Here is a 22403-nt window from a genome sequence, read left to right on the forward strand (position 1 = left end):
GGAATATCACATGACTCAGGCATTTATTTGCGATGCGGTACGTACCCCCTTTGGTCGCTATGGCGGCACACTTTCCACCGTACGGGCGGACGATCTGGCGGCGCTGCCGATTAAGGCGCTGATGGAACGACACCCTAACCTGGACTGGAGTCGGATCGATGATGTGCTCTATGGCTGCGCCAACCAGGCGGGGGAGGATAACCGTAACGTGGCGCGGATGGCGCTGCTGCTGGCCGGGTTACCGGAAAGCGTTCCCGCCAGCACCGTTAACCGGCTGTGCGGCTCCAGCCTGGACACCATCGGTATGGCGGCGCGCGCCATCAAGAGCGGCGAGGCGCAGATGGCGATCGCAGGCGGGGTCGAGAGCATGTCCCGTGCTCCCTTTGTGATGGGTAAGGCGGACAAAGCCTTCAGCCGTACCATGAAGATGGAAGATACCACCATCGGCTGGCGTTTTATCAACCCGCTGATGAAGGCGGCATATGGCGTGGATTCGATGCCGGAAACCGCCGAAAACGTGGCCGATGATTTCAATATTAACCGCGCCGATCAGGACGCCTTTGCACTGCGCAGCCAGTTGCGTACCGCCCGGGCTCAGGAGCTGGGACTGTTTGACGATGAGCTGATCCCGGTCTCGATTCCCCAGCGTAAGGGCGAGCCGCTGCTGTTTACCCGGGACGAACATCCGCGTTCCACCTCGGCGGAGGCCCTGGCTAAACTGAAAGGGGTAGTGCGCCCGGACGGCACCGTCACTGCCGGTAATGCCTCCGGTGTTAACGACGGCGCCTGCGCGCTGCTGCTGGCAAGCGAGATGGCGATGCGCGATAACAACCTCCAGCCGCTGGCCCGGGTGGTGGGCATGGCGACGGCAGGCGTGGCGCCGCGGATTATGGGCTTTGGCCCGGCACCGGCGGTCAGAAAAGTGCTGGCGCAGACCGGACTTTCCCTGGCGCAGATGGATGTTATCGAGTTGAATGAAGCATTTGCCGCCCAGGCGCTGGCGGTGATGCGTTCGCTGGAACTGCCGGATGATGCGGCCCACGTAAATCCCAATGGCGGCGCCATTGCTCTGGGGCACCCGCTGGGCGCATCCGGCGGACGTCTGGCGATGACGGCGGCGTATCAGCTAAAGCGCAGCGGCGGACGCTATGCGCTGTGCACCATGTGTATCGGCGTGGGCCAGGGGATCGCCCTGGTGCTGGAACGCGTATAAGGAGAAACGATGTCACTTTACACTCCGCTGTTTCACGGCTCATCGCTCAGCGACTGCTTTAGCGATCGGGCGTTGCTACAGGGGATGCTGGATTTCGAAGCGGCGCTGACCCGCGCTCAGGCCAGTTGCGATATGGTGCCCCGGGAGGCGGCGGCGGCCATTAACGCCTGCTGTCAGGCGGAACGGCTGGACAGCGACGCCCTGGCCCGGGACGCGGCACTGGCGGGGAATATCGTCATTCCGCTGGTTAAACAGCTGACCGCCGTGGTCAGGGGTGAAGATGAGCAGGCGGCCCGCTATGTACACTGGGGAGCCACCAGTCAGGACGCCATTGACACCGGCCTGATCCTGCAACTGCGCGCGGCACTGGAACAGGCGGAAACGCAGTTGAACCGGCTGATTACCGCGCTGACCCGTCAGGTCGGGGATCATGCCGCCAGTTTGATGCCGGGGCGCACCTGGCTACAGCATGCGCTACCGACCACCTACGGCCTGAAGCTGGCGGGAACCCTGGATGCGCTGCTGCGTCACCGGGCGCGGCTCAATGAAATGCGTCCGCGACTGCTGGTGATTCAACTGGGCGGCGCTGCGGGCACCCTGGCGTCTCTAAAGGCGCAGGGGCCTGTAGTCATTCAGGCTCTGGCCCGGGAGCTGGCGCTTGGCGTTCCCGATACGCCGTGGCACAGCCAGCGCGACCGGCTGCTGGAAGCGGCAGGCTGGTTTGCTGGTCTTGCCGCTTCGCTGGGCAAATTCGCTGGTGATTTCGCGCTACTGATGCAGACCGAAGTGGCCGAAGTTTCGGAGCCGGTGGCGGAAGGGCGCGGCGGCTCTTCGACCATGCCCCACAAGCGCAATCCCGTCACCTGTGCTGCTATCCTCAGTAGCACAGGCCGGATCCCGGGGCTGATGGCGGCGCTGTATGCTGCCCAGAATCAGCAGCATGAACGGGCTCTGGGGGGCTGGCAGGCGGAGTGGGAAACGCTGCCGCAGCTGGCGACCCTGACCGGCGGCGTGTTGGACAATGCCCTGACGCTGGTGGAAGGGATGCAGGTTTATCCTCAAAAAATGCGCCAGAATCTGGATATCACCCACGGGTTGATTATGGCGGAGTCGGTCACTCTGGCGCTGGCGCCGCAGATGGGCAAAGCCCGGGCGCACCATCTGGTGGAGCGTTTGTGCCACCAGGCGCTGGATGATAACCAGCCGCTGGTGCGGCTGCTGCAACAGGATGAAACGGTAAGCCGTTACCTGTCTGAATCACAGATTGCGAGCCTGCTGGACCCCGCCGGGGCCACCGGCAGCGCCGACCATTTTTTGCGCCAGGTGCTGGCGCGAAGTAAGGAATCTTTATGACTATTCATTACCAGCTTGAAGGGCGTGACGATGCGCCGGTGGTGATTCTCTCTAACTCGCTGGGAACCGACCTGTCGATGTGGAACGGCCAGCGTGATGCACTGCTGCCGCACTTCCGGGTGCTGCGCTACGACACCCACGGTCACGGCCAGACCCCTAAGAGCGGGAAAGTAACGCTGGCGCAGCTGGGCGAGGACGTGCTGAATATCATGACCCGTGAGGGGATCGACAAGGCCCATTTTTGCGGGATATCTATGGGCGGGCTAACCGGCCTGTGGCTGGCGCGCTTTGCGCCAGAGCGGTTTTACAGCGTGACGGTCGCCAACAGCGCGGCGAAGATAGGCGACCAGGCTGGCTGGCTTTCCCGGGCCCGCACCGTACGCCAGGAAGGCATGCCGGTGGTGGCCGCCGGCGCTGCCGATCGCTGGTTCACCCGGTCGTTTCGCCAGAAATCGCCCGCGGTGGTGGAGCCGCTGGTGCATACGCTTGCTGCCAGCAATGCCGAAGGCTACGCCGAATGTTGTGAAGCGCTGGCCGGTGCCGATCTGCGGGCAGAAGTGGGGGAGATCGCGCTGCCGCTACTGCTGATTGCCGGTGAGGCGGATCCGGTGACCACGGTGGCCGACAGTGAATTCCTGCGCGAGCAGGTTTCGGGCGCCCAAATGGTAACGCTGCCTGCTTCGCATCTGTCGAACATCGAAGCCGCCAGCCAGTTCAATGCCGCGCTGCTGAGCTTTTTGCAGCAGCAGGAGGGGTAAAACAATGCACGATGATGAACGCTATCAGCAGGGAATGGAGGTGCGGCGCGCGGTGCTGGGCGATGCCCATGTCGACAGAACGCTGGAAAACCTGAGCCCGCTAAATGAAGAGTTCCAGAACTTTATCACCCGCTACGCCTGGGGAGAAACCTGGACCCGACCGGGTCTGAGCCGCCATACCCGCAGCATGATCACCATCGCCATGCTGATTGCCCTGAACCGCGAAGCGGAGCTAAAAATGCATCTGCGGGCCGCCCGTAATAACGGCGTCACCCGGGACGAGCTGAAAGAGCTGATTATGCATTCGGCACTGTATTGCGGCCTGCCCGCCGCCAACGCCACGCTGCACCTGGCCCAACAGGTGTTTGACGAACAGGACGACGCAGAAGCCTGACCTGTTACCACGGGCCTGTTACAGGCCCGTTTTTCCCATCGATAAAAATTTCCATTTGCATCAGATCGATAGCCTGATCGGGCTCCGGCATGCTTGATTGTACCCAAAACACCGGGTACTGTATTTATATACAGTATTTTATGGATGACTGACATGAGCAGAGTTAACGTTGTCGATTGCCATGCCGATTTACCCCTGCCGCTGTTCGCCAGCACTGTGGCCTGCGGCTTTCCCAGCCCGGCCCAGGACTACGTGGAAGCGCGTATCGATCTCAACCATCTGGTGGTTCAGCGCCCCAGCGCTACCTACTTTGTTAAAACCGCCGGTGACTCGATGATTCAGGCCGGGATCGCCAGCGGCGATCTGCTGGTGGTGGATCGCTCCCTGACCGCCCGCCATGGCGATATTGTCATTGCCGCGCTGGACGGCGAATTTACCGTTAAAGAGCTGCAAACCCGCCCGCAGGTACGACTGGTGCCCCATAATCCCGAATATCGCCCCATCGTTCCCGGCGAAGGGGAAAGCCTGGAGATCTTTGGGGTGGTCACCTGGGTTCTGAAAGCGGTGCATCAGCATGTACGCGCTGGTTGACGTTAACAGCTTCTACGCTGCCTGCGAGACGCTGTTTCGCCCCGATCTGAAAAACCGCCCGGTCATTGTGCTGAGTAATAACGACGGCTGCGTGGTGGCCCGCAATGCACAGGCAAAGCAGGCGGGTATCGCGCGCGGAGAGCCCTTTTTTAAGATTCGCCAGCGGGTGGAGCGTTACGGCGTTCAGGTGTTCAGCTCCAACTACGCCCTGTATGCCGATATGTCGGCGCGGGTGATGGCGATTCTGGAAGGTTTTGCCCCGGCGGTAGAGTGTTATTCCATTGATGAAGCCTTTCTGGATCTGAGCGGCGTGGCCGATCTCCATGCTCTGGGCTGTGAAATACGGCGCTGCATTAAGCGCGATACTGGTCTGACGGTGGGGGTGGGAATCGCGCCGAGTAAGACCCTGGCGAAACTGGCTAACCACGCCGCTAAGCGCTGGCCAGCCACCGGTGGCGTGGTGGATCTTTCGGATCCGGCGCGTCAGCGCAGGCTGCTGGCGATGATGCCCCCCGAAGAGGTCTGGGGCATCGGGCGCCGTCTGGGACAGCGGATCCATACTATGGGCATCACCAGCGCTCTGGCGCTGGCGCAGAGCGATCTCTGGTTTATCCGCAAAAATTTTAACGTGGTGCTGGAGCGCACGGTGCGTGAACTGCGCGGTGAATCCTGTCTGGCCTTTGAGGAGTTCGCTCCGGTGAAGCAGGAGATTATCAGCTCGCGCTCTTTTGCTGAGCGGCTGACGGAGTATGACCCGGTGCGCGAAGCGGTCTGCGCCTGGGCCGCCCGGGCGGCGGAGAAACTACGGGGAGAGCGCCAGTACTGCCGCTATGTGGCGACCTTTATCAAAAACAGCCCCCACGACAGGCACCAGGCTTACTACAGCAACAGTGCTGGCATACGACTGCTGACGCCGACTCAGGACACCCGGGATATCACTGCTGCCGCGATCCGGGCGCTGGATGCGGTATGGAAACCGGGGCCGCGCTATCTGAAAGTGGGGGTGATGCTGGGTGACTTTTACAGCCGTGGCGTAGCGCAGCTTAATCTGTTCGACAGCTACGCTCCCAGAGCCAATGGCGAAAAGCTGATGCAGGCGCTGGACGCCATTAACCGTCAGGGAAGGGGGAAGATCTGGTTTGCCGGGCAGGGCACCGGCGAACGCTGGGCCATGAAGCGCGCCTTTCTTTCACCCTGCTATACCACGCGCTATGGGGATCTGCCAGTGGCGGGCTGATATTTTGATTGTTTTCTACTGTTTTTCTTAAATCGCAATGGAGTGGTGCCAGTCACCTGGCTAAAGCATTTGATAAAATAGGTCACATAGTTAAAGCCGGACTGTAACGCAATCTCTGACACCGCCAGCTCCGTCTGTTCAAGCAGATAACAGGCATATTTGATCCGTCTGATAATGAGGTATTCCTGGAATGTGCTGCCGGTTTCTTTTCTGAACTGGCGGGAAATATGACTTCCAGACAGCGACAGGTGAGAGGCGAGCTCTTCCAGCGTAATGCCTGAACGGAAATGTTGATCAACATAGTGCATCATCCGGGATGACAGTAGGCCCGAAGATCCGGAATTGATAAATACACCATCTGGCAGAAGCTGTAGCAGATTGAGGATAAATAAAGCGATTACTTCACCTTTACTGGTTGCCTCGTAACTTTCTGTCAGCGAATCGAGCAGGTGTGATATACGTACCATGTTAGCAGAAAAATCGTAAATAGAGACTTTAGCGTTATCGGCGATCATCTCACTGTATAATTGCCATGCGCTTTTGAAAGGACGAATAAAGGTCGCAATATATTCAGGGTCGACATGAATAATAGTTCGGGAATAATAATTGTTGATATCACTGTCGACCTTAACTTTATGAAGCTTGTTTTGTGGGAATATAAACAACCTGCCAGGGCGAGCGGTAAACTTCTGATTATCGACAATAACCAGTCCGACGCCGGACTCAATATAGAGGATTTCAAGACACTGATGCCAGTGGAAATAGTCGGCGCTGTTGCCTTCTACTCGCCTCAGTTCGGTATAAAGATCGTCATAGTGAATTAAATCGAGTAACGCGGTATTAGTCATCATGGATACATCAAGATAGTATAATTTCTGTGCATGATAGTGACGTTTCTGGCTGAAAAGTAATTTTTTAATGGTTGGTTAAAGGTTACAGAATCAGAACTGTGATCGTGTTAACAATTTGTGACAGGTTTTACCCATATTTTCCCCCTCCATAACGCTGCACGCTGCGCTTAATACCTGGAGAGAGAGGGGGAATAATGGAACCGATGAAACCTGGTTGTCGCCAAACCGTAAAGCTGGAAACAAAGCAGGATGTTCAGCAGTGGTTTGAAACGCTGTTTTCTGCCGTCTGGCGTTACAGAGATTCGCATTCTGCGGGTATTTCTTTGGGTAATATTATTCCTGTATATGGTCGTCGAACGGCGGCAATGGAAAGTTTCTGCCGTCTGTTGTGGGGAGTATTTCCGGTAATTGCCGGAAAGAACGATCACTCAATGAATACGAGCGAAGTGTTTCGCTTGATTGCTCAGGGAACCGATCCCGGGCATGAACACTATTGGGGAGATCTGGTGGATTTTGACCAGCGCTGCGTTGAAATGGCCGTTCTGGGGGTTGGGCTCGCGTTGGCTGGTGCGTCATTTAATCAGTATCTGTCCGCGCAGGAGACAGAAAACCTGGTGGCCTGGCTCCATCAACTACGTCGGGTCGAACTGCCTTGTAATAACTGGTCCTTCTTTCCCATCATGGTGGAAATGGGGCTCTGCCTGTCAGGGCACTCCTGGTCCCGGCATATTATCGATAAATATTTTGCCAGAATCGACGACTATTATCTGGGTGAAGGCTGGTACAGCGATGGCCGTCAACGGCCCCGTGATTATTACAATGCCATGGCGTTTCATTATTACGGTCTGTTGTATTCAAAATTGATGGCAGATCAGGATCCTACGCGATGTCAAATGCTTCGGGAGCGCGCTTCGATTTTTGCCCACGATTTTCTGCATATGTTTGCTGAAAACGGCGCAGCGATCCCCTTTGGCCGCAGTCTGACCTACCGATTTGCGCAGGTTGCATTCTGGAGTGCCGCCGCTTTTGCCGGGATTAACGGCGTGCCAGCGGGAGTGATAAAGGGGCTGGTTCTGAGAAACTTCCGCTGGTGGGTGCAGCAGGAGATGACCGACCCACGGGGAACACTGACGGTGGGTTACAGCTATGCGAATGCGGCGATCGCTGAAGACTATAATGCGCCGGGCTCGCCTTACTGGTGTTGCAAGGCATTTCTTATCCTGATACTTGATGAGGCTCACCCATTCTGGGAAACGCCGGAACAGACTCTACCTGTGGTCAGTCAGGTTGCCCGTCTGGCCCATACCAGACAACTGGTCCATCATGACCGGAACAACCGTCATCACTATCTACTGAATGCCGGTCAGGTTGCGGCAAAAAATTATAATAATATGGAAAGTAAATATGGCAAATTTGCCTATTCTTCGCTGTTTGGATTCAATCTGGAAAAAAGTCGCTTCGGTATTGAACTCAATGCCTGTGATTCAACGCTGCTATTATCTGAACAGGATGAATATTATCGGGGGCGTCGTGCTTCTTGCGAATCGGTAACGACGCAGGATTATATATTCACTCGCTGGTCACCCTGGTCTGATGTAGACATTAAAAGCTGGCTGATGCCGTTAACTTTGGGGCATCTTAGCATTCATTTTATTACCACCCAGCGGGCACTTGATAGCGTAGAGGGAGGATTTCCTGTGCCGTTATCAGACGCTGGCCTTCCAGACAAAATGGGGCCGTTAGTCAATCGGGAGTTTGATTTATTTAGCCATATTATTGATATCTCTCCTGGTTGTACCAGGGATCGTGATGTGGTTATTTCACCACCAGCCAGTAATATTATTTACCCTGGGAGTAGCGGTGTGCCGGTACTCAGAAAGGCATTGAATCCAGGAATCCACATTTTAGTTGCATGGGTTCAGGCCGGTCAGGGAAATGTTCATAATATCGATGAATTACCTGAGGTCAGAATTAATCAAAAAAAATTATTGGTCTTTACAGATAATGCTGTACATGAATTAAACATCTCTGATAAATAATGGTGAATGTCATGAGCATTAATAACCGAAGCGATTATATAAAAATAAGCGCTTTTATGTTTCTCTATTTTGTTGTCTGGACAATGAGTTTTAGCCTGTATGCTATCTGGCTGGGCCAGCATGCCACTCTGACCAGCGCTGAAATTGGTGCGGTATTTGGTGTCAATGGCGCATTTGCCGTAGTATTAAAACCGGTGTACGGCTATATCACGGATAAATTGGGTATGAAGAAATACCTGCTTTATTTTGTGGCTGTGATGTCATCTCTGCTGATGCCCTTTTTTAGTTATATTTACCACCCGCTGCTTGTGAATCATTTCTATACAGGAGTGGCGGTGGGGGCTCTGTACCTGAGTCTTGCCTGGTATGCGGGGATTGGCGTGTCGGAATCCTACTGCGATCGTTTTGGGCGCCTCAAAGGGTTTGAGTTTGGCCGGATCCGTATGTGGGGCTCCTGTGGCGCTGCCGTTACGGCATCCTTCGCTGGTATTTTGTTTAATGTCTCACCGGTGATTAACTTTACTATCAGTAGCATCATGTCTCTGGTGATGTTGGTCCTGCTCATCAGCATCAGGATCCCTGCTTCTGATAATCTTGAAAATGCCGTAGTGCCTAAAAAGAAAATCAATCTGTCTGATGTCCGCGAGCTGTTAACTCAGGGAGAATTCTGGCGCTTCTGTTTCTATGTTGCTGGAATCGTCTGGATAATGCATATCGCCGAGCAGCAGTTTCCTCGCTATTTTGTCTCATTCTTTAACGGAAATAAACAGGGGACCTCCTGGTACGGTTATCTGAGTACCGTACAGGCAATTGTGGAGTTTGTCTCAATGATGACGGTTCCCTGGTTGGTCAACCGAATAGGTCCCTATAAAACCCTGATTGCTGCCGGTTTGCTTATCGGTGCCCGTCTGGTTATTTCCGGATTTGCAACCAGTGCGTTGATGATTGCCTTTATCAAGCCGTTTTATGGACTGGAAAATGCTATGTTGCTGATTGCGGTTTTTAAATATATTGCCGATAACTTTGATAAGCGTGTCAACTCAACTATGTATTTGATTGGTTATCAGTGTTTTATTTATGTTGGCACCATCTTTGTTTCAGCACCAATTGGCGCGCTTTACGACAAAATAGGTTTTAGTCAATCCTATTTTATTATGGGAGGGATTATCATTGTTTTCAGTCTCGTTTCGGCTTTTGTACTTAGAAATGAAAAGCGAAAAGGGGGCAGGAAATTAATCTCTGCAACCCATCCACTCCAGCAAGGAAAATAATCCGACAGGAATCTGATATGTATATCTATGACGAAAACTCCCGCCAGGCACTAGATGAACAGATAATAGATGAATTAATCACCAGCGCCTGCGCCAAACTGAAATATCAGTTGCAAAGCTTCGCAAATCAGTATCCTGCGGCCTGTAGTGTTGATGGACAATATCCACTGACACCCAATACCGACTGGACGACAGGATTCTGGAGTGGGATAACCGGGCTGGCATGGAAACTGAGCGGTGATAGCTTCTATGCCAGTCAACTGGCGCAGCAGGTTGACAGTTTTCGTTCCCGGCTCGCCATTCGGCATGAGCTGGATACACACGATCTTGGCTTCCTCTATTCACTCTCTTGCGTGAACGCATGGCGCTTTATGGGGAATCAGGATGCGCGGAAAGCGGCGCTTGGCGCGGCGGATCTGCTGATAGCACGCTATTTGCCGACGGCCGGAATTATTCAGGCCTGGGGGAATCTTGACGATCCGGAGCAGCGCGGGCGGATGATTATCGACTGCCTGATGAACCTGCCTTTGCTGTACTGGGCAACAAAAGAGACTGGAGATGCGGGCTATGCGACCTGTGCCCGTAGTCATGCCAGACAGGCCATGAACTATCTGATGCGTAGTGATTATTCGACGTATCACACCTTTTATATGGATGCTGGCACCGGCGCGCCGCTAAGAGGAGGAACTCATCAGGGATTTGCCGACGATTCATGCTGGGCCCGCGGTCAGGCATGGGCTATCTATGGCTTCGCGCTGAGCTATCGGGAAACCGGAGATTCGCGATTTCTACAGGCAGCGATCAATGCTGCCCGATATTTTCTTTGCCATTTACCTGAAGACCAGATCTGCTACTGGGATCTGTCACTGACTGCCCTCGATACGCCAAAGGATAGTTCCGCTGCTGTTATAGCCGTTTGTGGATTGCTGGAATTGGTCAATTTTCTTTCAATCCTTGACCCACAAAGAGAGCTGTTTATCCGTCAGGCACTGAATATCACGACGGAACTTATTCATCACTATTTTGATGGCAGACCAGGCGCCAGTGGCTATCTGAAACATGCTGTTTATAATCTGAATAAAGAACGTGGGGTCGATGAATATAGCATTTGGGGGGATTATTTCTTTTTTGAACTGCTTTCCCGTCTAAAGAATCCACTTAATCGCTACTGGTAATTAATAATAAAAACGCCGGCATTAATATAATGCCGGTATCAGGGTGTATTATGAAAATATATGGGGTTATTATTTATTGCTCTTTGTTTTTTATCTGTTGGCCTGTTTATGGAGTGGGGTATATTGAAGTTCGGGAAGCATGGGACAGCGCCTCTAAAGAACATCAGTTTAAGCTGGGCGCTGGTTATCATTTCCGGAATGGTGCCGGTATGCTTTATCAAACAACATATAATACCGGAAAAAGTCTCGACCAGCTTGAACATAGTTTTGATGAAATAGAGGGGTGGTATCCGCTGTGGAAAATGACAGATGCGCTGACATTATATGCTGGCGGTCTGATCAATTCGACCAGCTCAGGTTCAACAACCGCACCTTATATCCAGTTCGGTTATCTTGTTAGTCCTGACTTCGCTGTCGCCTTTAAATATCGCTATAACCATATGAACTATCAGACCCGTAACCTTTCCGGGATTATGGATTACAACGACAGTCATCAGTTTATTGTGGTGGCAAACTATAAAATAAATGAAGTGTTAAATTATGAATTTGAACCAGATTTATATATTAATAGCGGCGAATATCACCGTAAGAATGGTAAAGGTCACAGTTGGGAACTGAATCATAAAGTTACATGGAAGATGAGCAATACCTGGCGGCCATTTATACAGTTTTCCTGGCTGGACAGGGATGCGGGTAATCATGCTGAACGCTACCGCATCCGACTGGGTATACGCTATTACCTGTGAGTCGGGCAGGTCATTACCACCCAGCGAGTTAACCGGTAACGGTTGTCAGCCATCAACCAATAGCGCATCAACCAGGGTTTCAATTCGGGCGCGATCCGGCTGTTCGGAGGCGAACAGCAGCCGGTAGATCAGCGGCGCCACCAGGCTATCGAGGATCGCGTCCCCTTCGGGAACCGATTCGCCGCGGGCCAGCGCGCGCTGCCTGATAACCTCGACCTGTTCCAGGGTGTAGGTGGTGCACTGCACCCGGTTCTGCGGCTTATCCACCGCCAGAACGGTGCGCAGCATGTTGCGGCCGGGAACCGAGGAAATCTCCTCAATATACTGCTCTATCCAGGCGAGCAGATCGGCCCTGAAGCTACCGCAATCCTCTGGTTCATGGTCCGGGCGCAGGTTTTCCACTGCGACATCCGACAGCAGCTCCGCCAGAGTGCCCCAGCGGCGATAAATGGTGGAAGGGGTGACACCAGCCCTTTCGGCAATGGCCGGGATGGTGAGCTGCTGTGCATCGCCCAGGGCCTGGATTTCACGTACGGCCCGGTGAACGGCAGCCTGCACCAGTGCGCTGCGCCCGCCTGGTCGTGGTCCCGGGCGGCTTTTTTTATCTTCCATTCAGATCCTCTGACAAACGCTAAAAAATGACTATTGCAAATAAATTGCGTTAGTGGGATAGTCCCGGCTAACCACAATCGCAAATAAATTGCTTTTATCAGAGGTCATATCGTGATGTCCAGTTCCTTCACCCGAAAACTGCGCCAGTCGGATGCGGCTCTGACCGCGCTTCATGCCCAGACCCTGGTGGTGACGCTGGCGGCGTCGAGCGCCTCTACGCCGCTATATGCGCTCTATCGGGCGGCGTGGACATTTTCTCCTTTCCTGCTCACGGTGGCCTTTGCCGCCTATGCTATTGCGCTATTACTGACGCTGCTGTTCGTTGGCCGCCTTTCGGATCGTATCGGGCGTCGTCCGGTGATCCTGGGCGCATTGCTGTTTGAAGGCGCCAGCATGTTGCTGTTTCTGAACGCGACTGATATTGGCTGGTTGATTGGCGCACGTCTGGTACTGGGAGTGGCAACCGGCCTTGCCACTTCGGCCCTGAGCGCGGCCATTATCGATCTTTCTCCACAGCGCGGCGGCTTTGTTAACGGCGTTTCGCCGCTGTTCGGCATGGGGGTTGGCGCGCTGGGAGGCGGGCTGCTGGCGCAGTATGCTCCTGCGCCGCTGCATTTCATCTATGCGCTACTGCTTGGGCTGTTTGCGCTGCAGTTTATCCGGACCTGGTTTTCACGTGAGACGGCGGGCGCGCTACGCCCTGACGCCTGGCAGCCGCTGCCGAAGATAGCAGTTCCGCCTGCGGCCCGTGCCACGCTGCTGCTGGTCAGTCCGGTGAATATCGCTGCCTGGGCGCTGTGCGGTTTTTACCTGTCGCTGATGCCTTCGCTGTTGCAACAGGTCACGGGGATAACAGCGCTGGGATTTTCGGGGCTGGCCGTGGCGCTGTTGGCCTTTAGCGGCGCGGCGGCGGTTGTCGTTGCACGGCACCAGAGCGGCTATCGGGCGCTGGCGGGGGGAACGATGGCGATGATTCCCGGCTCGCTACTGATTCTGGCGGGGATCATTTCAGGATCCGTCGCGCTGCTGTTGGTCGGTTCGGTTTTTGCTGGTGCCGGACTGGGTGCCGGATTCCTGGGCGCCATTAAAAGCATAGTGCCGCTGGCTGAACCCCATGAACGGGCAGGGTTGATGGCGGTATTTTATATAGAAAGCTACCTGGCGAATGCGATACCCGCCATGAGCGCCGGGCTGCTGGTTCAGGTAATTGGGTTGAAGGCAACCGCGCAAGCGATGAGCCTGCTGGTGTTATGTCTGTCGGCGATCGCGGCTGTTACCGTGCGCAAGGTCGGGCGCCAGCAGGCAGCGCCCGATATGCCCCATGCTTAATCAGAACATCGCCATCGAAACGTCATTTCGCGATGTCATACCGTCAGGGATCGGGCCGGGTTGTTTCATCAAATACGGTGCGTTCATTAGGCGTACCCGCCTGGTCCATTCCTACGCCGGTGGCATCAGGCAGGAAATGCGAGGTGATAAACGCAATGGTATAAGCCGAAATCGCCAGCAGCCCCATGGCACGGCCGAGCGCCATATGGGTGGCAAGGATACCCACCGCCGCTGGCATCAGAGAGCCAAACCCTCTGCCGAAACTGGCGCAGAATCCGGCACCAGCGCCCCGTAATCGGGTTGGATAAAGCTCTGAAAAAGCAGGGGTAATACCCGAAGCCAGCCCACCCTGAAAGGCGCCCAGAAAGAAGCCCAGTATCAGGGTTGCCGCAAGGCTTATGTCAGCGAACATATAGATACCGACCACCAGCGCCTGCAGGCACAGAAACAGCATCATTGTGCGCCACCGACCGAGTCGGTCGCTGATGTAGCCACAAATAAAGGGGCCGAGTAGTGAGCCCAGAATATTAATACATAAATACCCGGACATAGAAGTTACTGGCAGGCCAAGAGTTATCCGTAAATAGGTAGGGAGCCAGGTGATCATAATATAAGCGCCACCGAAAACACCGCTGGAAAATAGGGTCCCGGTCACCGTCATACGCAAAAATTCCGGGGAGAAAATACCGCTGTCACCACCCTTTTTTACGTGGTTCGACAGAGTATTAAATACTGGCGATTCGGGAACCGAACGACGTAACCACCACAGCAGCATGGCGGGGATCGTGCCTACAGTAAAAAAGATTCGCCAGGCAATTTCCTGAGAAAAGAAACTCAACACTACCGGTAGCGTGGCCAGCGATAGCGCATTGCCGATGGCATAACCGCTCTGGATAGAGGCTGCGACCCGGCCCCGAACCCGCGCACGAATAACTTCGCTAATCAGTACACCGCACACCACCATTTCGCCGCCGTAACCCAACCCCTGAAGGAAGCGGAGCGGCAGAAACTGCCAGAAGCTGGTACAGAAAGCGGTCAGCAGGGTAAACAGGGAAAGCCAGATAACGGTCAGACGCAAAACCCGGGTACGTCCGAAACGATCGGCCAGACGGCCTGCACTCCAGCCACCAAGAGCGCTGCCAATCAGTGACGCCGAACTCAAAATTCCGGCATCTGATTTACTAAGAAAACCGATAGTAAGAAGAATCGGCATTGCCAGGGAGTATATGGTGGAATCAAACGCATCCAGCACATAGCCGCCAAAACAGGACCAGTAAGTTTTACGTTCTACCGAACCAAGATCGCTATACCAGCCAATTTTCATAATATACCTGATGTTGTGAAAAGAATGCCGGACCCGGCCAGAAAGGCTGAGCATGATGTAAGCAATGTTATTTATGCCATCTAAAATAAAACGCGCCGAATAAATAAAAACCCTGATTCATGTAGGTTGTGATCTTTATTCTGATTATCTTTAGTCAGCGTAATAAATGATGATTTGGGAAGCGGATTTGTTTTGTGGTGCTATGAGTTATTTTTATAGTCGCTAAGCATTTCCCGAAATGTTAAAAAGAGATGCCTGGGGCATCGTGCCCCGCAACGACTCATGACCCCACAAGTAAGGAGTCCACCATGCCGCACGTTGATATTAAATACTTCCCGCGCGACCTGAGCGAAGAGCAGAAACAGGCGCTGAGCGACGATATCTATGCCGTACTGAATAAGCATCTGCAAACCAAAGAGAGCTCGCTGTCGGTAGCCCTGACTGAAGTAGCTCCGGAAGCCTGGAAAGAGCAGGTCTGGGATCCCATCATCCAGCCATCGCTGGAAACCCTGGTGAAGAAACCCGGCTATAGCATGTAACAGCGCTCGCGCCGGGCTCCCTGGCGCGGTGCTTTCATTCGAAAGCTTTTTGCGACTTCAGTCACGGTTGTTCTATACTGCCGCTCGTTATTTTTGCATTCCGGCACCGGACAACGAGGTTGTATGAAGATTAAGCTCATCGCTGTGGATATGGACGGCACCTTCCTGAACGACAGGAAAGAGTACGATAAACAACGCTTTCTGGCGCAGTATGCCGCGCTGCGCGAGCAGGGCATTCGCTTTGTGGTCGCCAGCGGTAACCAGTACTACCAGCTCATCTCTTTCTTTCCGGAAATTCGCCACGAGATTGCCTTTGTAGCCGAGAATGGCGCCCTGATTTATGACCGTGATGAGCAGGTCTGGCACGCTGAACTGACCCACGATGACACTCTGTCAGTCCTGGATGCGCTGGATGATTTCCGCGGCACCAACTTTGTGGCCTGCGGCCTGAAGAGCGCTTACGTGCGCGAAGGGGCGCCGGAGGCTTTCCTGAGTCTGATGGCAAAACATTATCATCGTCTGCAACCGGTGCAGGATCTGCGTGCCGTAGACGATGTGATCTTTAAGTTTTCCCTGAATCTGCCGGATGCCGAAGTCCCGGCCCTGGTGCGCCAGTTGGATCATAAACTGGACGGTATTGTGAAGCCGGTTACCAGCGGTTTCGGTTTTGTCGACCTGATTATCCCTGGAGCCCACAAAGCCAGCGGCCTGTCGCGTCTGCTAACGCGCTGGAACATCGCGCCGCAGGAGTGCGTTGCCGTGGGCGACAGCGGCAACGATGTGGAGATGCTGGAACTGGTGGGCTACTCCTTCGCTATGGAAAATGCCGCAGAGGCGGTGAGTGAGGTGGCGAAATACCAGACCACCTCCAACAACGACAGCGGCGTGCTGAAGGTGATCGATGCCGTGTTACAGGGCGAGAAACCCTTTAGCGCTTAACCGAAACATCGCCCAGCAGAAAAGCGATGCTGCGACCGCCCTGGCTCTGCTCCAGGGCGATCTTCACGATAATGGTCAGCGGTACCGACAGCAGCATACCCACCGGCCCCAGTAGCCATCCCCAGAAGATCAGCGAAACGAACACCACCAGGGTAGAAAGCCCCAGCCCACGCCCCATAATGCGCGGCTCCAGAATATTACCGAACAGCATATTAACCGCCAGGTAAAGGACTACCACCAGCAACGCATCGTAGAGGCCGCTGAAGACCAGCACCTGAGCAACAGGCGGAATGGCGGCCAGCACGGAACCGATATTGGGGATGTAGTTCAGCGCAAAGGCCAGTAATCCCCAGACGAAGGCAAAACGCACCGAAAGCAGCGACAGCATACCCCATACCACCAGACCGGTGACCAGACTGATAGCGGTTTTCAGCACCAGATAGTGGGTAACGCTATCCAGCGCTCGCTGAATAGCGGCCATGCCTTCAGCCGGGCGGCTCATCAACTGCTGAAGTTTGGTGGGCAGTTGCGGCACTTCCAGCAGCATAAAGACCACCGTTAACAGCAGCAGGAAGATCGAGGTCATCGCATTAGAAAGCCGGGTCAGCAGGTTGGTGATGAGCGTCATCGCGGCATTGGGATCGATATATTTCACCACCTCCTCGACCGATACCTGAATACCAACCCGCTGTAGCCACGGCTCCAGGCTGGAAAGCGGAGCAATCAGCGATGAACGATACTGGGGCAGGGTGCGGGCCAGTTCATTTAGCGAAGTCCCCAGATAGGCCAGCAGCAGCACGGCCAGCATGACGATGGCGCTCACCAGCAGCACGATGGCCAGCGCGCGCGGAATACGGATACGCTCCAGCAGGCTGACCACCGGGTTCAGGATCACGGCAACGAACAGCGCCAGTACGAAGGGCACGATAAGATCGGCGGCCACTTTAATTCCGGCCAGCACAATCACCAGCATTCCCAGCATAATAACCAGTTTTAAAGCGTTCAACGTAATAATGGGTTTTGCCATCCCGGCTCTCCGCATAGTGGTCTCCGGCGAAAAATAGCATGTTGGCTGGTTTCTGGGAAATATCCAGCGTAAAAATAGAGACTGATGGTAAAGAACCGAAAATAAATTGAGTTTCAGAAGGGTCTTATGATAGAAGATAGTGGTGTTTAGCTACCGGAGACAATTTTCTGTCCGCAATGATGAGAAGCAACCCGCGGATAAGTTGTACAAATTATGAATCAGACACTGATGTCTTTATTCTTTTTCACCGATCGTTCCCTTTTTTCTGTCGCCAGTCTCTTTAGTGGCGAACAGCACTGGCGCAGCGCGCTCTAGCCCCAATCTCTCCTGTTCGTGACCCGGCATTTTTCCGGCCCGTCACGCTAATTTCTCTTTTATTTACTTTCTGTTAAATGTCGTTTAACAGATCGGCATTATCATATTTACGTTCAGGAGAGCGTTATGTTGTATTGGATATTTCTGGCTCTGGCGATTGTTTTTGAAATTACCGGAACCCTGTCGATAAAATGGGCTGGTGAGACCTCCGGCGGCATACTATTTATGCTTGCGATGATTTCCCTTTCCTATATTTTTCTGTCTCTCGCCGTTAAGCGAATTGCGCTGGGCGTGGCTTACGCTATGTGGGAAGGCATTGGTATTTTGTTTATTACGCTGTTCAGCGTGCTGCTGTTTGGCGAATCGCTGCCATGGCTGAAGCTGGCGGGGCTGGCGACGCTGATAGCGGGGATTGCACTGATTAAATCAGGTACCCGCAAGCAGGAGGTGGCCCATGGCGCAGTTTGAGTGGATCCACGGCGCCTGGCTGGCGTTTGCTATCGTGCTGGAGATTGTTGCTAACATCCTGCTGAAATTTTCCGACGGCTTCCGTCGCAAGCTCTTTGGCGTGCTGTCGCTGCTGGCGGTAATGGGCGCCTTCAGCGCACTGTCTCAGGCGGTGAAGGGGATTGAACTGTCGGTGGCCTATGCGCTGTGGGGCGGTTTTGGCGTGGCGGCGACCGTGGCCGCGGGCTGGATACTGTTCGGTCAGCGCCTCAACCATCGCGGCTGGATGGGGCTGGGCCTGCTGTTGGTGGGCATGGTGCTGATTAAACTGGCCTGATGACAGGCGGGCTGGCGTGGATTACTTTGCCAGCCCGTCCAGCTGTTCGCGAAAGGCCGTGACTGCAATGGCGCGGTTATCCGCCCGGGCGCGATCGTCAGGCGCCGGGGCGGAACTCTGAATACCAATGAGCTCCCAGCTACCGTTGCGCCTGAGCAGCAGAGGTGAGCCGCTGTCACCGGGCAGGGTATCGCACTGATGCGACAGCACGCCCTGCTGGGCCCATCCGGTAATCAGGCATTCCTGATGCATATAGAGAGTATCAAGGTGATCTTCCGGATATCCGGACTGCATGACCTTGCGACCCGCCTCTTTCAGTGCTGCAGTCAGTTCGCTACGGCTCCCCTTAAATAACTGCAGAGGCATAATGCCCGATGGGGCATAGCGCAGCACGATCAGCCCGTAATCCTTCGACGCGGCGGCGGGGGGAATAATCCAGCCATCGCCGTCCGGCTTCAGCAGGCGCCCCAGCCCCGTGGCCGCTCGCCCTTCAATACCGTGAATTTCATAGCGCCAGACCCCTTTTAGCGACACAAAGCGTAGCGCCACCGCACGATCCGGGCTGGCCTTCGGTGGAGAGAGCAGGCAGTGGCCTGCGGTTAATGCCAGATTTGGAGCAATAAGGGTGGCGGTGCACAGATTACCGCTGGCGGTTTCCAGTTGTCCGATGGCGTCCCAGGGAGAAAGAGTGGGGTCGGTGACCGGCACGCGATCGTCCTGACCGAAAAAAAGCGTCTTAATTTGGGCGGCGCTGAGGTTGTCTGCATCGTCAGCCGTGGCATTCACAGACACCAGACAGAGCGCACCCAGTAACAACACAATGGTTTTATGCATATCACTCTCAGTGGTGATCTCGTGTAAAGCGTGTTCCCGATTTGTAACTATAGCCGGGCCGGGCGGAAAGCGGTAGAAAAATCAGAGGACTACGCTTTTTATAACCAGAGACTGGCAGCGAGGATCCCGCAAAGAATCAGCACGGTCAGGATAATTTCGAACAGATAGCGACGCAGCATGATGGGCAGCTCCGAAAAACGGCACCCGGGAATCAGGTGCCGTGTGGGGGATCGGTGCGAAGAGTGACGCTATCAGGCGGCCGGTTTTTTAGCGGTGGGCGTGCTGGCCTGATGGTGTTTTTTCTGAGGGGCTTTGTGAGCCTGCTTTTTCGCCGCCTGGCCTTTCTGCTCAGCCGCTTTGGCTTTGTGGTGGTGCGCTTTTTTATGGTGTTGCTGAGTCGCGGCTGGTTTTGCCGCCGGTGCGCCCTGCGCCGGAGTGGTATCGGCGGCGAAAGCGGCAGAAGAGAGCCCCATTGCGGCAGCGATAGCCAGTGCATAGACCTTGTTCATTCCATCATCCTCATGTGGTTTGTGGTACAGCCCCGAGCGGGGCCGTTGAAACCACTATAGGCCCCGGGGCCGGGGCGTTCCGTGAGTGATTGGTATCGGCGTGTAACGCAATGTACAGCCTTTACAGATAGCGGGTTTCCAGATGATGGCGGAAGTGGGCGGGGTTGAGATCCTCGCCGCTGGCGTTATGAATTAACTGCCCGGTGGTGAAACGGCTGCCGTGCTGCCAGATGTTCTGGCGCAGCCAGTCGAACAGCGCGTTGAGGGAACCTTCTGCGATATCGCTATCCAGCGTGGGCAGCGCTTTGCGGGCAGCCTGAAATAGCTGAGCGGCGTACATGGCGCCCAGCGTATAGGTCGGGAAGTAGCCGAAACCGCCGTCGGTCCAGTGGATATCCTGCATGCAGCCGTCACGGTAGTTATCGCGGGTAGAAAGGCCAAGCCAGGACTGCATCTTCTGATCCCAGAGTTCGGGGATATCGGCGACTTCGATGTCGCCGTCGATCAGCGCACGTTCTATCTGGTAGCGCAGAATAATATGGGCCGGGTAGCTGACCTCATCGGCGTCGATGCGAATCAGTCCTGGTTTGACTCGTTGGTTCCAGGCGATAAAGTTGGCTTCATTAAAAGCGGGCCGATCGGCAACGTGATTAAGCACCCGCGGGCGCAGCTGTTTCAGGAAGGGGGTACTGCGGGCGAGCTGCATTTCAAAGAACAGGCTCTGGGATTCGTGGATCGCGGTGGAGCGCGCCAGTTGAACCGGCTGACCGGACCATTCCCGCGGCAGCCCCTGCTCGTAGCGGGCGTGGCCGGTTTCGTGAATTACCCCCAGCAGGGCGCTGAACAGATCGTCTTCGCTGTAGCGGGTGGTGATACGAACATCTTCAGGCACGCCGCCGCAGAATGGGTGGGCGCTGACGTCCAGCCGTCCCCCCTCAAAATCAAAGCCCAGCAGGGTCATCACCTCCAACCCCAGCGCTCGCTGCTGCTCTACCGGAAACGGTCCCTGGGGCGCCACCGGGGGATGCTGCGCCTGCTTTTCCAGTGCCTGTTGTAACAGCTGCGGCAGCCAGCTTTGCAGATCGGCGAACAGGGTATCGAGGCGGGCGCTGGTCATTTCCGGCTCGTAGATATCCAGCAGCGCGTCATAGCGCGAGCAGCCCAGGGTATCGGCCCGGATGGCGGCCTCTTCGCGACTCAGGCGAACCACTTCCTGCAAATTGGGGGCGAATCCCTGCCAGTCGTTATCAGGGCGCTGGCTGCGCCAGGCGTGCTCGCAGCGGCTGCCAGCCAGGGATTTAGCCTCGACCAGGTCGGCAGGCAAAATCGCGGCCTGCTGATAGTGGCGGCGCATCTCCCGCAGATTGGCGCGTTGCAGGCAGTCCAGAGGTTCCTGTTCCGCTTCGTCCAGCCAGTCGCCGACCCGCTGGTCGGTCAGAATCTGGTGTTGCAGAACGCTCAGCTCCGCCAGCGCTTCACTGCGCGCCTGACTGCCGCCGGGCGCCATCATGGTATACATATCCCAACCGGCGATGGCCGACAGGTGACCAAATCGGGCAAGACGGGTAAAAGTACGGGTAAGCTGCTGATAGTTTGTTGGTTGCATAGGGCCTCGTCCGGCGGTTTACGATGCTGGCAAGATAGCACTCAGTAAGGTAAAAGACGAGGAAGCGAGCCATACCGGCTGTGGAACCACAGTAAGGAACAAAATATGACCCTGAATATACGCGCTATGGCCCCTGAGGATACGCCATACGGGCTGGCGCTAAGCCAGCAGGTGGGCTGGCCGCATCGCCTGGAAGACTGGCAGCAGTCACTGGCGCTCGGTCGGGGGCTGGTGGCGGAAGAGGGCGGACGCATTGTGGGTACCACCCTGTACTGGCCGTGGGGAGAGGGTAGCGCCACCGTGGGGCTGGTGATTGTCGATCCTGACTGCCAGGGGCGCGGTATCGGGCGTGAGCTGCTGAGCCAGACCCTGGAGGCGCTGGAGGGCTACAACGTGCGTCTGCACGCCACAGCGGCGGGGCAACCGCTGTACAGGCAGTTTGGGTTTGTGGCAGTAGGCTCTGCCTCGCAGCATCAGGGAATAGTGGATCCCTCGTTTACGGCACCGACGCCAGGTTCTGGCACGCGGCTGCGCCAGGGGGGCGAGCAGGATGGTGCGCCGTTGACGGCGCTGGACTGTCAGGCCAGCGGTCTGTACCGCCCGCAGCTTATCAACCTGCTACTGACTCAGGGGCGGGTCCTGGTACTGGAAAGCGATACCGGGGAGCCCCTGGGTTTTGCCGCGCTAAGGCCTTTTGGCCGGGGGCACACCATCGGGCCGGTGGTCTGTTCGAATGAAGAGGATGCCCGGGCGCTGGTTGGCGCTTTTATGGCGCAGCGGCGCGGTAAGTTTGTGCGTCTGGATTGCGATAGCGCGTTGCCGTTTTGCGACTGGCTGACTCGCCAGGGGCTGAGCGAAGTCGATGCCCCGGTCATGATGGTGTGCGGCAAGCCGTGGCTGGTTAAGGCCGGGTCGCCGCGCACCTTTGGCCTGATGAGTCAGGCGATGGGCTGATCT

Annotated in this window: 23 protein-coding genes; 16 read left to right on the forward strand and 7 right to left on the reverse strand. The window is 55.4% G+C overall.

Annotation, left to right across the window (positions count from 1 at the left end):
• Nucleotides 1-10: 10 nt before the first annotated feature.
• The 6 genes from pcaF (at nt 11) to umuC (ending at nt 5546) form a co-directional block, all read left to right on the forward strand.
• Nucleotides 11-1213, forward strand: a complete 1203-nt coding sequence (gene pcaF / locus SCU88_RS11085) for a 3-oxoadipyl-CoA thiolase (protein WP_175341419.1) — start codon at nt 11-13, stop codon at nt 1211-1213.
• Nucleotides 1214-1222: 9 nt separating this feature from the next.
• Entirely contained in the window at nt 1223-2566 is a 1344-nt protein-coding gene (locus SCU88_RS11090) for a 3-carboxy-cis,cis-muconate cycloisomerase (protein WP_175341420.1), read from the forward strand.
• Entirely contained in the window at nt 2563-3324 is a 762-nt protein-coding gene (pcaD, locus tag SCU88_RS11095) for a 3-oxoadipate enol-lactonase (protein ID WP_175341421.1), read from the forward strand. The genes SCU88_RS11090 and pcaD overlap by 4 nt, the downstream gene beginning before the upstream one ends.
• Before the next feature lie 4 nt (nt 3325-3328).
• On the forward strand, nt 3329-3718 hold the full coding sequence (gene pcaC, locus SCU88_RS11100) for a 4-carboxymuconolactone decarboxylase (protein ID WP_175341422.1): 390 nt from the start codon (nt 3329-3331) through the stop codon (nt 3716-3718).
• Nucleotides 3719-3871: 153 nt separating this feature from the next.
• Nucleotides 3872-4309 carry a translesion error-prone DNA polymerase V autoproteolytic subunit gene (umuD, locus tag SCU88_RS11105; protein WP_175341423.1) on the forward strand — a complete coding sequence of 146 codons (438 nt, stop codon included), beginning with the start codon at nt 3872-3874 and terminating at the stop codon, nt 4307-4309.
• Nucleotides 4293-5546, forward strand: coding sequence for a translesion error-prone DNA polymerase V subunit UmuC (gene umuC / locus SCU88_RS11110; RefSeq protein ID WP_175341424.1), 1254 nt, complete (start codon nt 4293-4295; stop codon nt 5544-5546). Before umuD ends, umuC begins: the two co-directional genes overlap by 17 nt.
• Here umuC and SCU88_RS11115 read toward each other — a convergent pair.
• Entirely contained in the window at nt 5519-6397 is an 879-nt protein-coding gene (locus SCU88_RS11115; RefSeq protein ID WP_175341425.1) for a helix-turn-helix domain-containing protein, read from the reverse strand. The genes umuC and SCU88_RS11115 overlap by 28 nt on opposite strands.
• Before the next feature lie 194 nt (nt 6398-6591).
• Between SCU88_RS11115 and SCU88_RS11120 the strand changes: the two genes are divergently transcribed.
• From SCU88_RS11120 to SCU88_RS11135, 4 genes are read left to right on the forward strand one after another with little or no spacing between them, the layout of a single operon-like run.
• The gene (locus tag SCU88_RS11120) at nt 6592-8436 is read left to right on the forward strand and encodes a DUF2264 domain-containing protein (RefSeq protein ID WP_175341426.1); all 1845 of its coding nucleotides are present in this window, start codon (nt 6592-6594) and stop codon (nt 8434-8436) included.
• Between the two features lie 11 nt (nt 8437-8447).
• Complete coding sequence (locus SCU88_RS11125; RefSeq protein WP_431810131.1) at nt 8448-9707, forward strand: oligosaccharide MFS transporter; 1260 nt, start codon at nt 8448-8450, stop codon at nt 9705-9707.
• Nucleotides 9708-9724: 17 nt separating this feature from the next.
• Nucleotides 9725-10882 carry a glycoside hydrolase family 88 protein gene (locus SCU88_RS11130; RefSeq protein WP_175341428.1) on the forward strand — a complete coding sequence of 386 codons (1158 nt, stop codon included), beginning with the start codon at nt 9725-9727 and terminating at the stop codon, nt 10880-10882.
• 50 nt (nt 10883-10932) lie between these two features.
• The gene (locus tag SCU88_RS11135; protein ID WP_175341429.1) at nt 10933-11628 is read left to right on the forward strand and encodes an oligogalacturonate-specific porin KdgM family protein; all 696 of its coding nucleotides are present in this window, start codon (nt 10933-10935) and stop codon (nt 11626-11628) included.
• A gap of 45 nt (nt 11629-11673) precedes the next feature.
• Here the strand turns inward: SCU88_RS11135 and SCU88_RS11140 are convergent, their stop codons facing one another.
• Nucleotides 11674-12240, reverse strand: a complete 567-nt coding sequence (locus SCU88_RS11140) for a TetR/AcrR family transcriptional regulator C-terminal ligand-binding domain-containing protein (protein WP_175341430.1) — start codon at nt 12238-12240, stop codon at nt 11674-11676.
• Nucleotides 12241-12354: 114 nt separating this feature from the next.
• On the opposite strand from SCU88_RS11140, the gene SCU88_RS11145 reads away from it, so the two are divergent.
• On the forward strand, nt 12355-13569 hold the full coding sequence (locus SCU88_RS11145) for an MFS transporter (protein WP_175341431.1): 1215 nt from the start codon (nt 12355-12357) through the stop codon (nt 13567-13569).
• Between the two features lie 43 nt (nt 13570-13612).
• Here the strand turns inward: SCU88_RS11145 and SCU88_RS11150 are convergent, their stop codons facing one another.
• On the reverse strand, nt 13613-14893 hold the full coding sequence (locus SCU88_RS11150) for an MFS transporter (RefSeq protein ID WP_138097353.1): 1281 nt from the start codon (nt 14891-14893) through the stop codon (nt 13613-13615).
• A gap of 308 nt (nt 14894-15201) precedes the next feature.
• On the opposite strand from SCU88_RS11150, the gene pptA reads away from it, so the two are divergent.
• Both pptA and SCU88_RS11160 read left to right on the forward strand, forming a co-directional pair.
• Nucleotides 15202-15432: a tautomerase PptA gene (gene pptA, locus SCU88_RS11155; protein ID WP_138097354.1), complete on the forward strand. Its 231-nt coding sequence runs from the start codon at nt 15202-15204 to the stop codon at nt 15430-15432.
• A gap of 123 nt (nt 15433-15555) precedes the next feature.
• Entirely contained in the window at nt 15556-16371 is an 816-nt protein-coding gene (locus SCU88_RS11160; protein ID WP_175341432.1) for a Cof-type HAD-IIB family hydrolase, read from the forward strand.
• On the opposite strand, the gene SCU88_RS11165 is transcribed toward SCU88_RS11160, so the two are convergent.
• On the reverse strand, nt 16361-17398 hold the full coding sequence (locus SCU88_RS11165) for an AI-2E family transporter (RefSeq protein WP_175341433.1): 1038 nt from the start codon (nt 17396-17398) through the stop codon (nt 16361-16363). The genes SCU88_RS11160 and SCU88_RS11165 overlap by 11 nt on opposite strands.
• Nucleotides 17399-17839: 441 nt before the next feature.
• On the opposite strand from SCU88_RS11165, the gene mdtJ reads away from it, so the two are divergent.
• The gene (gene mdtJ, locus SCU88_RS11170; protein ID WP_138097357.1) at nt 17840-18181 is read left to right on the forward strand and encodes a multidrug/spermidine efflux SMR transporter subunit MdtJ; all 342 of its coding nucleotides are present in this window, start codon (nt 17840-17842) and stop codon (nt 18179-18181) included.
• Nucleotides 18168-18497 carry a multidrug/spermidine efflux SMR transporter subunit MdtI gene (gene mdtI / locus SCU88_RS11175; RefSeq protein WP_138097358.1) on the forward strand — a complete coding sequence of 110 codons (330 nt, stop codon included), beginning with the start codon at nt 18168-18170 and terminating at the stop codon, nt 18495-18497. The genes mdtJ and mdtI overlap by 14 nt, the downstream gene beginning before the upstream one ends.
• A gap of 21 nt (nt 18498-18518) precedes the next feature.
• Here mdtI and SCU88_RS11180 read toward each other — a convergent pair whose 3' ends face one another.
• The 3 genes from SCU88_RS11180 to SCU88_RS11190 form a co-directional block, all read right to left on the reverse strand.
• A complete protein-coding gene (locus SCU88_RS11180) occupies nt 18519-19331 on the reverse strand; it encodes a serine protease (RefSeq protein WP_175341434.1) in 813 nt (270 codons plus the stop codon).
• 251 nt (nt 19332-19582) lie between these two features.
• Nucleotides 19583-19840: an acid resistance repetitive basic protein Asr gene (asr, locus tag SCU88_RS11185; protein ID WP_175341435.1), complete on the reverse strand. Its 258-nt coding sequence runs from the start codon at nt 19838-19840 to the stop codon at nt 19583-19585.
• A gap of 121 nt (nt 19841-19961) precedes the next feature.
• On the reverse strand, nt 19962-21446 hold the full coding sequence (locus SCU88_RS11190) for a carboxypeptidase M32 (protein WP_175341436.1): 1485 nt from the start codon (nt 21444-21446) through the stop codon (nt 19962-19964).
• Nucleotides 21447-21551: 105 nt separating this feature from the next.
• Here SCU88_RS11190 and SCU88_RS11195 point away from each other — a divergent pair, with 105 nt between their 5' ends.
• On the forward strand, nt 21552-22400 hold the full coding sequence (locus tag SCU88_RS11195) for a GNAT family N-acetyltransferase (protein WP_175341437.1): 849 nt from the start codon (nt 21552-21554) through the stop codon (nt 22398-22400).
• Nucleotides 22401-22403 lie beyond the last annotated feature (3 nt).

The sequence above is a fragment of the Jejuibacter sp. L23 genome (assembly GCF_050815825.1).
In the GTDB taxonomy this organism is placed as follows: Bacteria; Pseudomonadota; Gammaproteobacteria; order Enterobacterales; family Enterobacteriaceae; genus Jejubacter; species Jejubacter calystegiae.

Excerpts from the sequence above, each read along its gene's own strand:
- SCU88_RS11140 (WP_175341430.1), bottom strand. The coding sequence starts at position 12,240 with ATGGAAGATAAAAAAAGCCGCCCGGGACCACGACCAGGCGGGCGCAGC.
- SCU88_RS11165 (WP_175341433.1), bottom strand. The coding sequence starts at position 17,398 with ATGGCAAAACCCATTATTACGTTGAACGCTTTAAAACTGGTTATTATG.
- SCU88_RS11120 (WP_175341426.1), top strand. The coding sequence starts at position 6,592 with ATGGAACCGATGAAACCTGGTTGTCGCCAAACCGTAAAGCTGGAAACA.
- SCU88_RS11180 (WP_175341434.1), bottom strand. The coding sequence starts at position 19,331 with ATGCATAAAACCATTGTGTTGTTACTGGGTGCGCTCTGTCTGGTGTCT.
- SCU88_RS11115 (WP_175341425.1), bottom strand. The coding sequence starts at position 6,397 with ATGATGACTAATACCGCGTTACTCGATTTAATTCACTATGACGATCTT.
- mdtJ (WP_138097357.1), top strand. The coding sequence starts at position 17,840 with ATGTTGTATTGGATATTTCTGGCTCTGGCGATTGTTTTTGAAATTACC.
- SCU88_RS11150 (WP_138097353.1), bottom strand. The coding sequence starts at position 14,893 with ATGAAAATTGGCTGGTATAGCGATCTTGGTTCGGTAGAACGTAAAACT.
- pptA (WP_138097354.1), top strand. The coding sequence starts at position 15,202 with ATGCCGCACGTTGATATTAAATACTTCCCGCGCGACCTGAGCGAAGAG.
- SCU88_RS11195 (WP_175341437.1), top strand. The coding sequence starts at position 21,552 with ATGACCCTGAATATACGCGCTATGGCCCCTGAGGATACGCCATACGGG.
- umuC (WP_175341424.1), top strand. The coding sequence starts at position 4,293 with ATGTACGCGCTGGTTGACGTTAACAGCTTCTACGCTGCCTGCGAGACG.
- pcaD (WP_175341421.1), top strand. The coding sequence starts at position 2,563 with ATGACTATTCATTACCAGCTTGAAGGGCGTGACGATGCGCCGGTGGTG.
- mdtI (WP_138097358.1), top strand. The coding sequence starts at position 18,168 with ATGGCGCAGTTTGAGTGGATCCACGGCGCCTGGCTGGCGTTTGCTATC.
- SCU88_RS11190 (WP_175341436.1), bottom strand. The coding sequence starts at position 21,446 with ATGCAACCAACAAACTATCAGCAGCTTACCCGTACTTTTACCCGTCTT.
- SCU88_RS11125 (WP_431810131.1), top strand. The coding sequence starts at position 8,448 with ATGAGCATTAATAACCGAAGCGATTATATAAAAATAAGCGCTTTTATG.
- SCU88_RS11135 (WP_175341429.1), top strand. The coding sequence starts at position 10,933 with ATGAAAATATATGGGGTTATTATTTATTGCTCTTTGTTTTTTATCTGT.
- SCU88_RS11160 (WP_175341432.1), top strand. The coding sequence starts at position 15,556 with ATGAAGATTAAGCTCATCGCTGTGGATATGGACGGCACCTTCCTGAAC.
- asr (WP_175341435.1), bottom strand. The coding sequence starts at position 19,840 with ATGAACAAGGTCTATGCACTGGCTATCGCTGCCGCAATGGGGCTCTCT.
- SCU88_RS11090 (WP_175341420.1), top strand. The coding sequence starts at position 1,223 with ATGTCACTTTACACTCCGCTGTTTCACGGCTCATCGCTCAGCGACTGC.
- umuD (WP_175341423.1), top strand. The coding sequence starts at position 3,872 with ATGAGCAGAGTTAACGTTGTCGATTGCCATGCCGATTTACCCCTGCCG.
- SCU88_RS11130 (WP_175341428.1), top strand. The coding sequence starts at position 9,725 with ATGTATATCTATGACGAAAACTCCCGCCAGGCACTAGATGAACAGATA.
- pcaF (WP_175341419.1), top strand. The coding sequence starts at position 11 with ATGACTCAGGCATTTATTTGCGATGCGGTACGTACCCCCTTTGGTCGC.
- pcaC (WP_175341422.1), top strand. The coding sequence starts at position 3,329 with ATGCACGATGATGAACGCTATCAGCAGGGAATGGAGGTGCGGCGCGCG.
- SCU88_RS11145 (WP_175341431.1), top strand. The coding sequence starts at position 12,355 with ATGTCCAGTTCCTTCACCCGAAAACTGCGCCAGTCGGATGCGGCTCTG.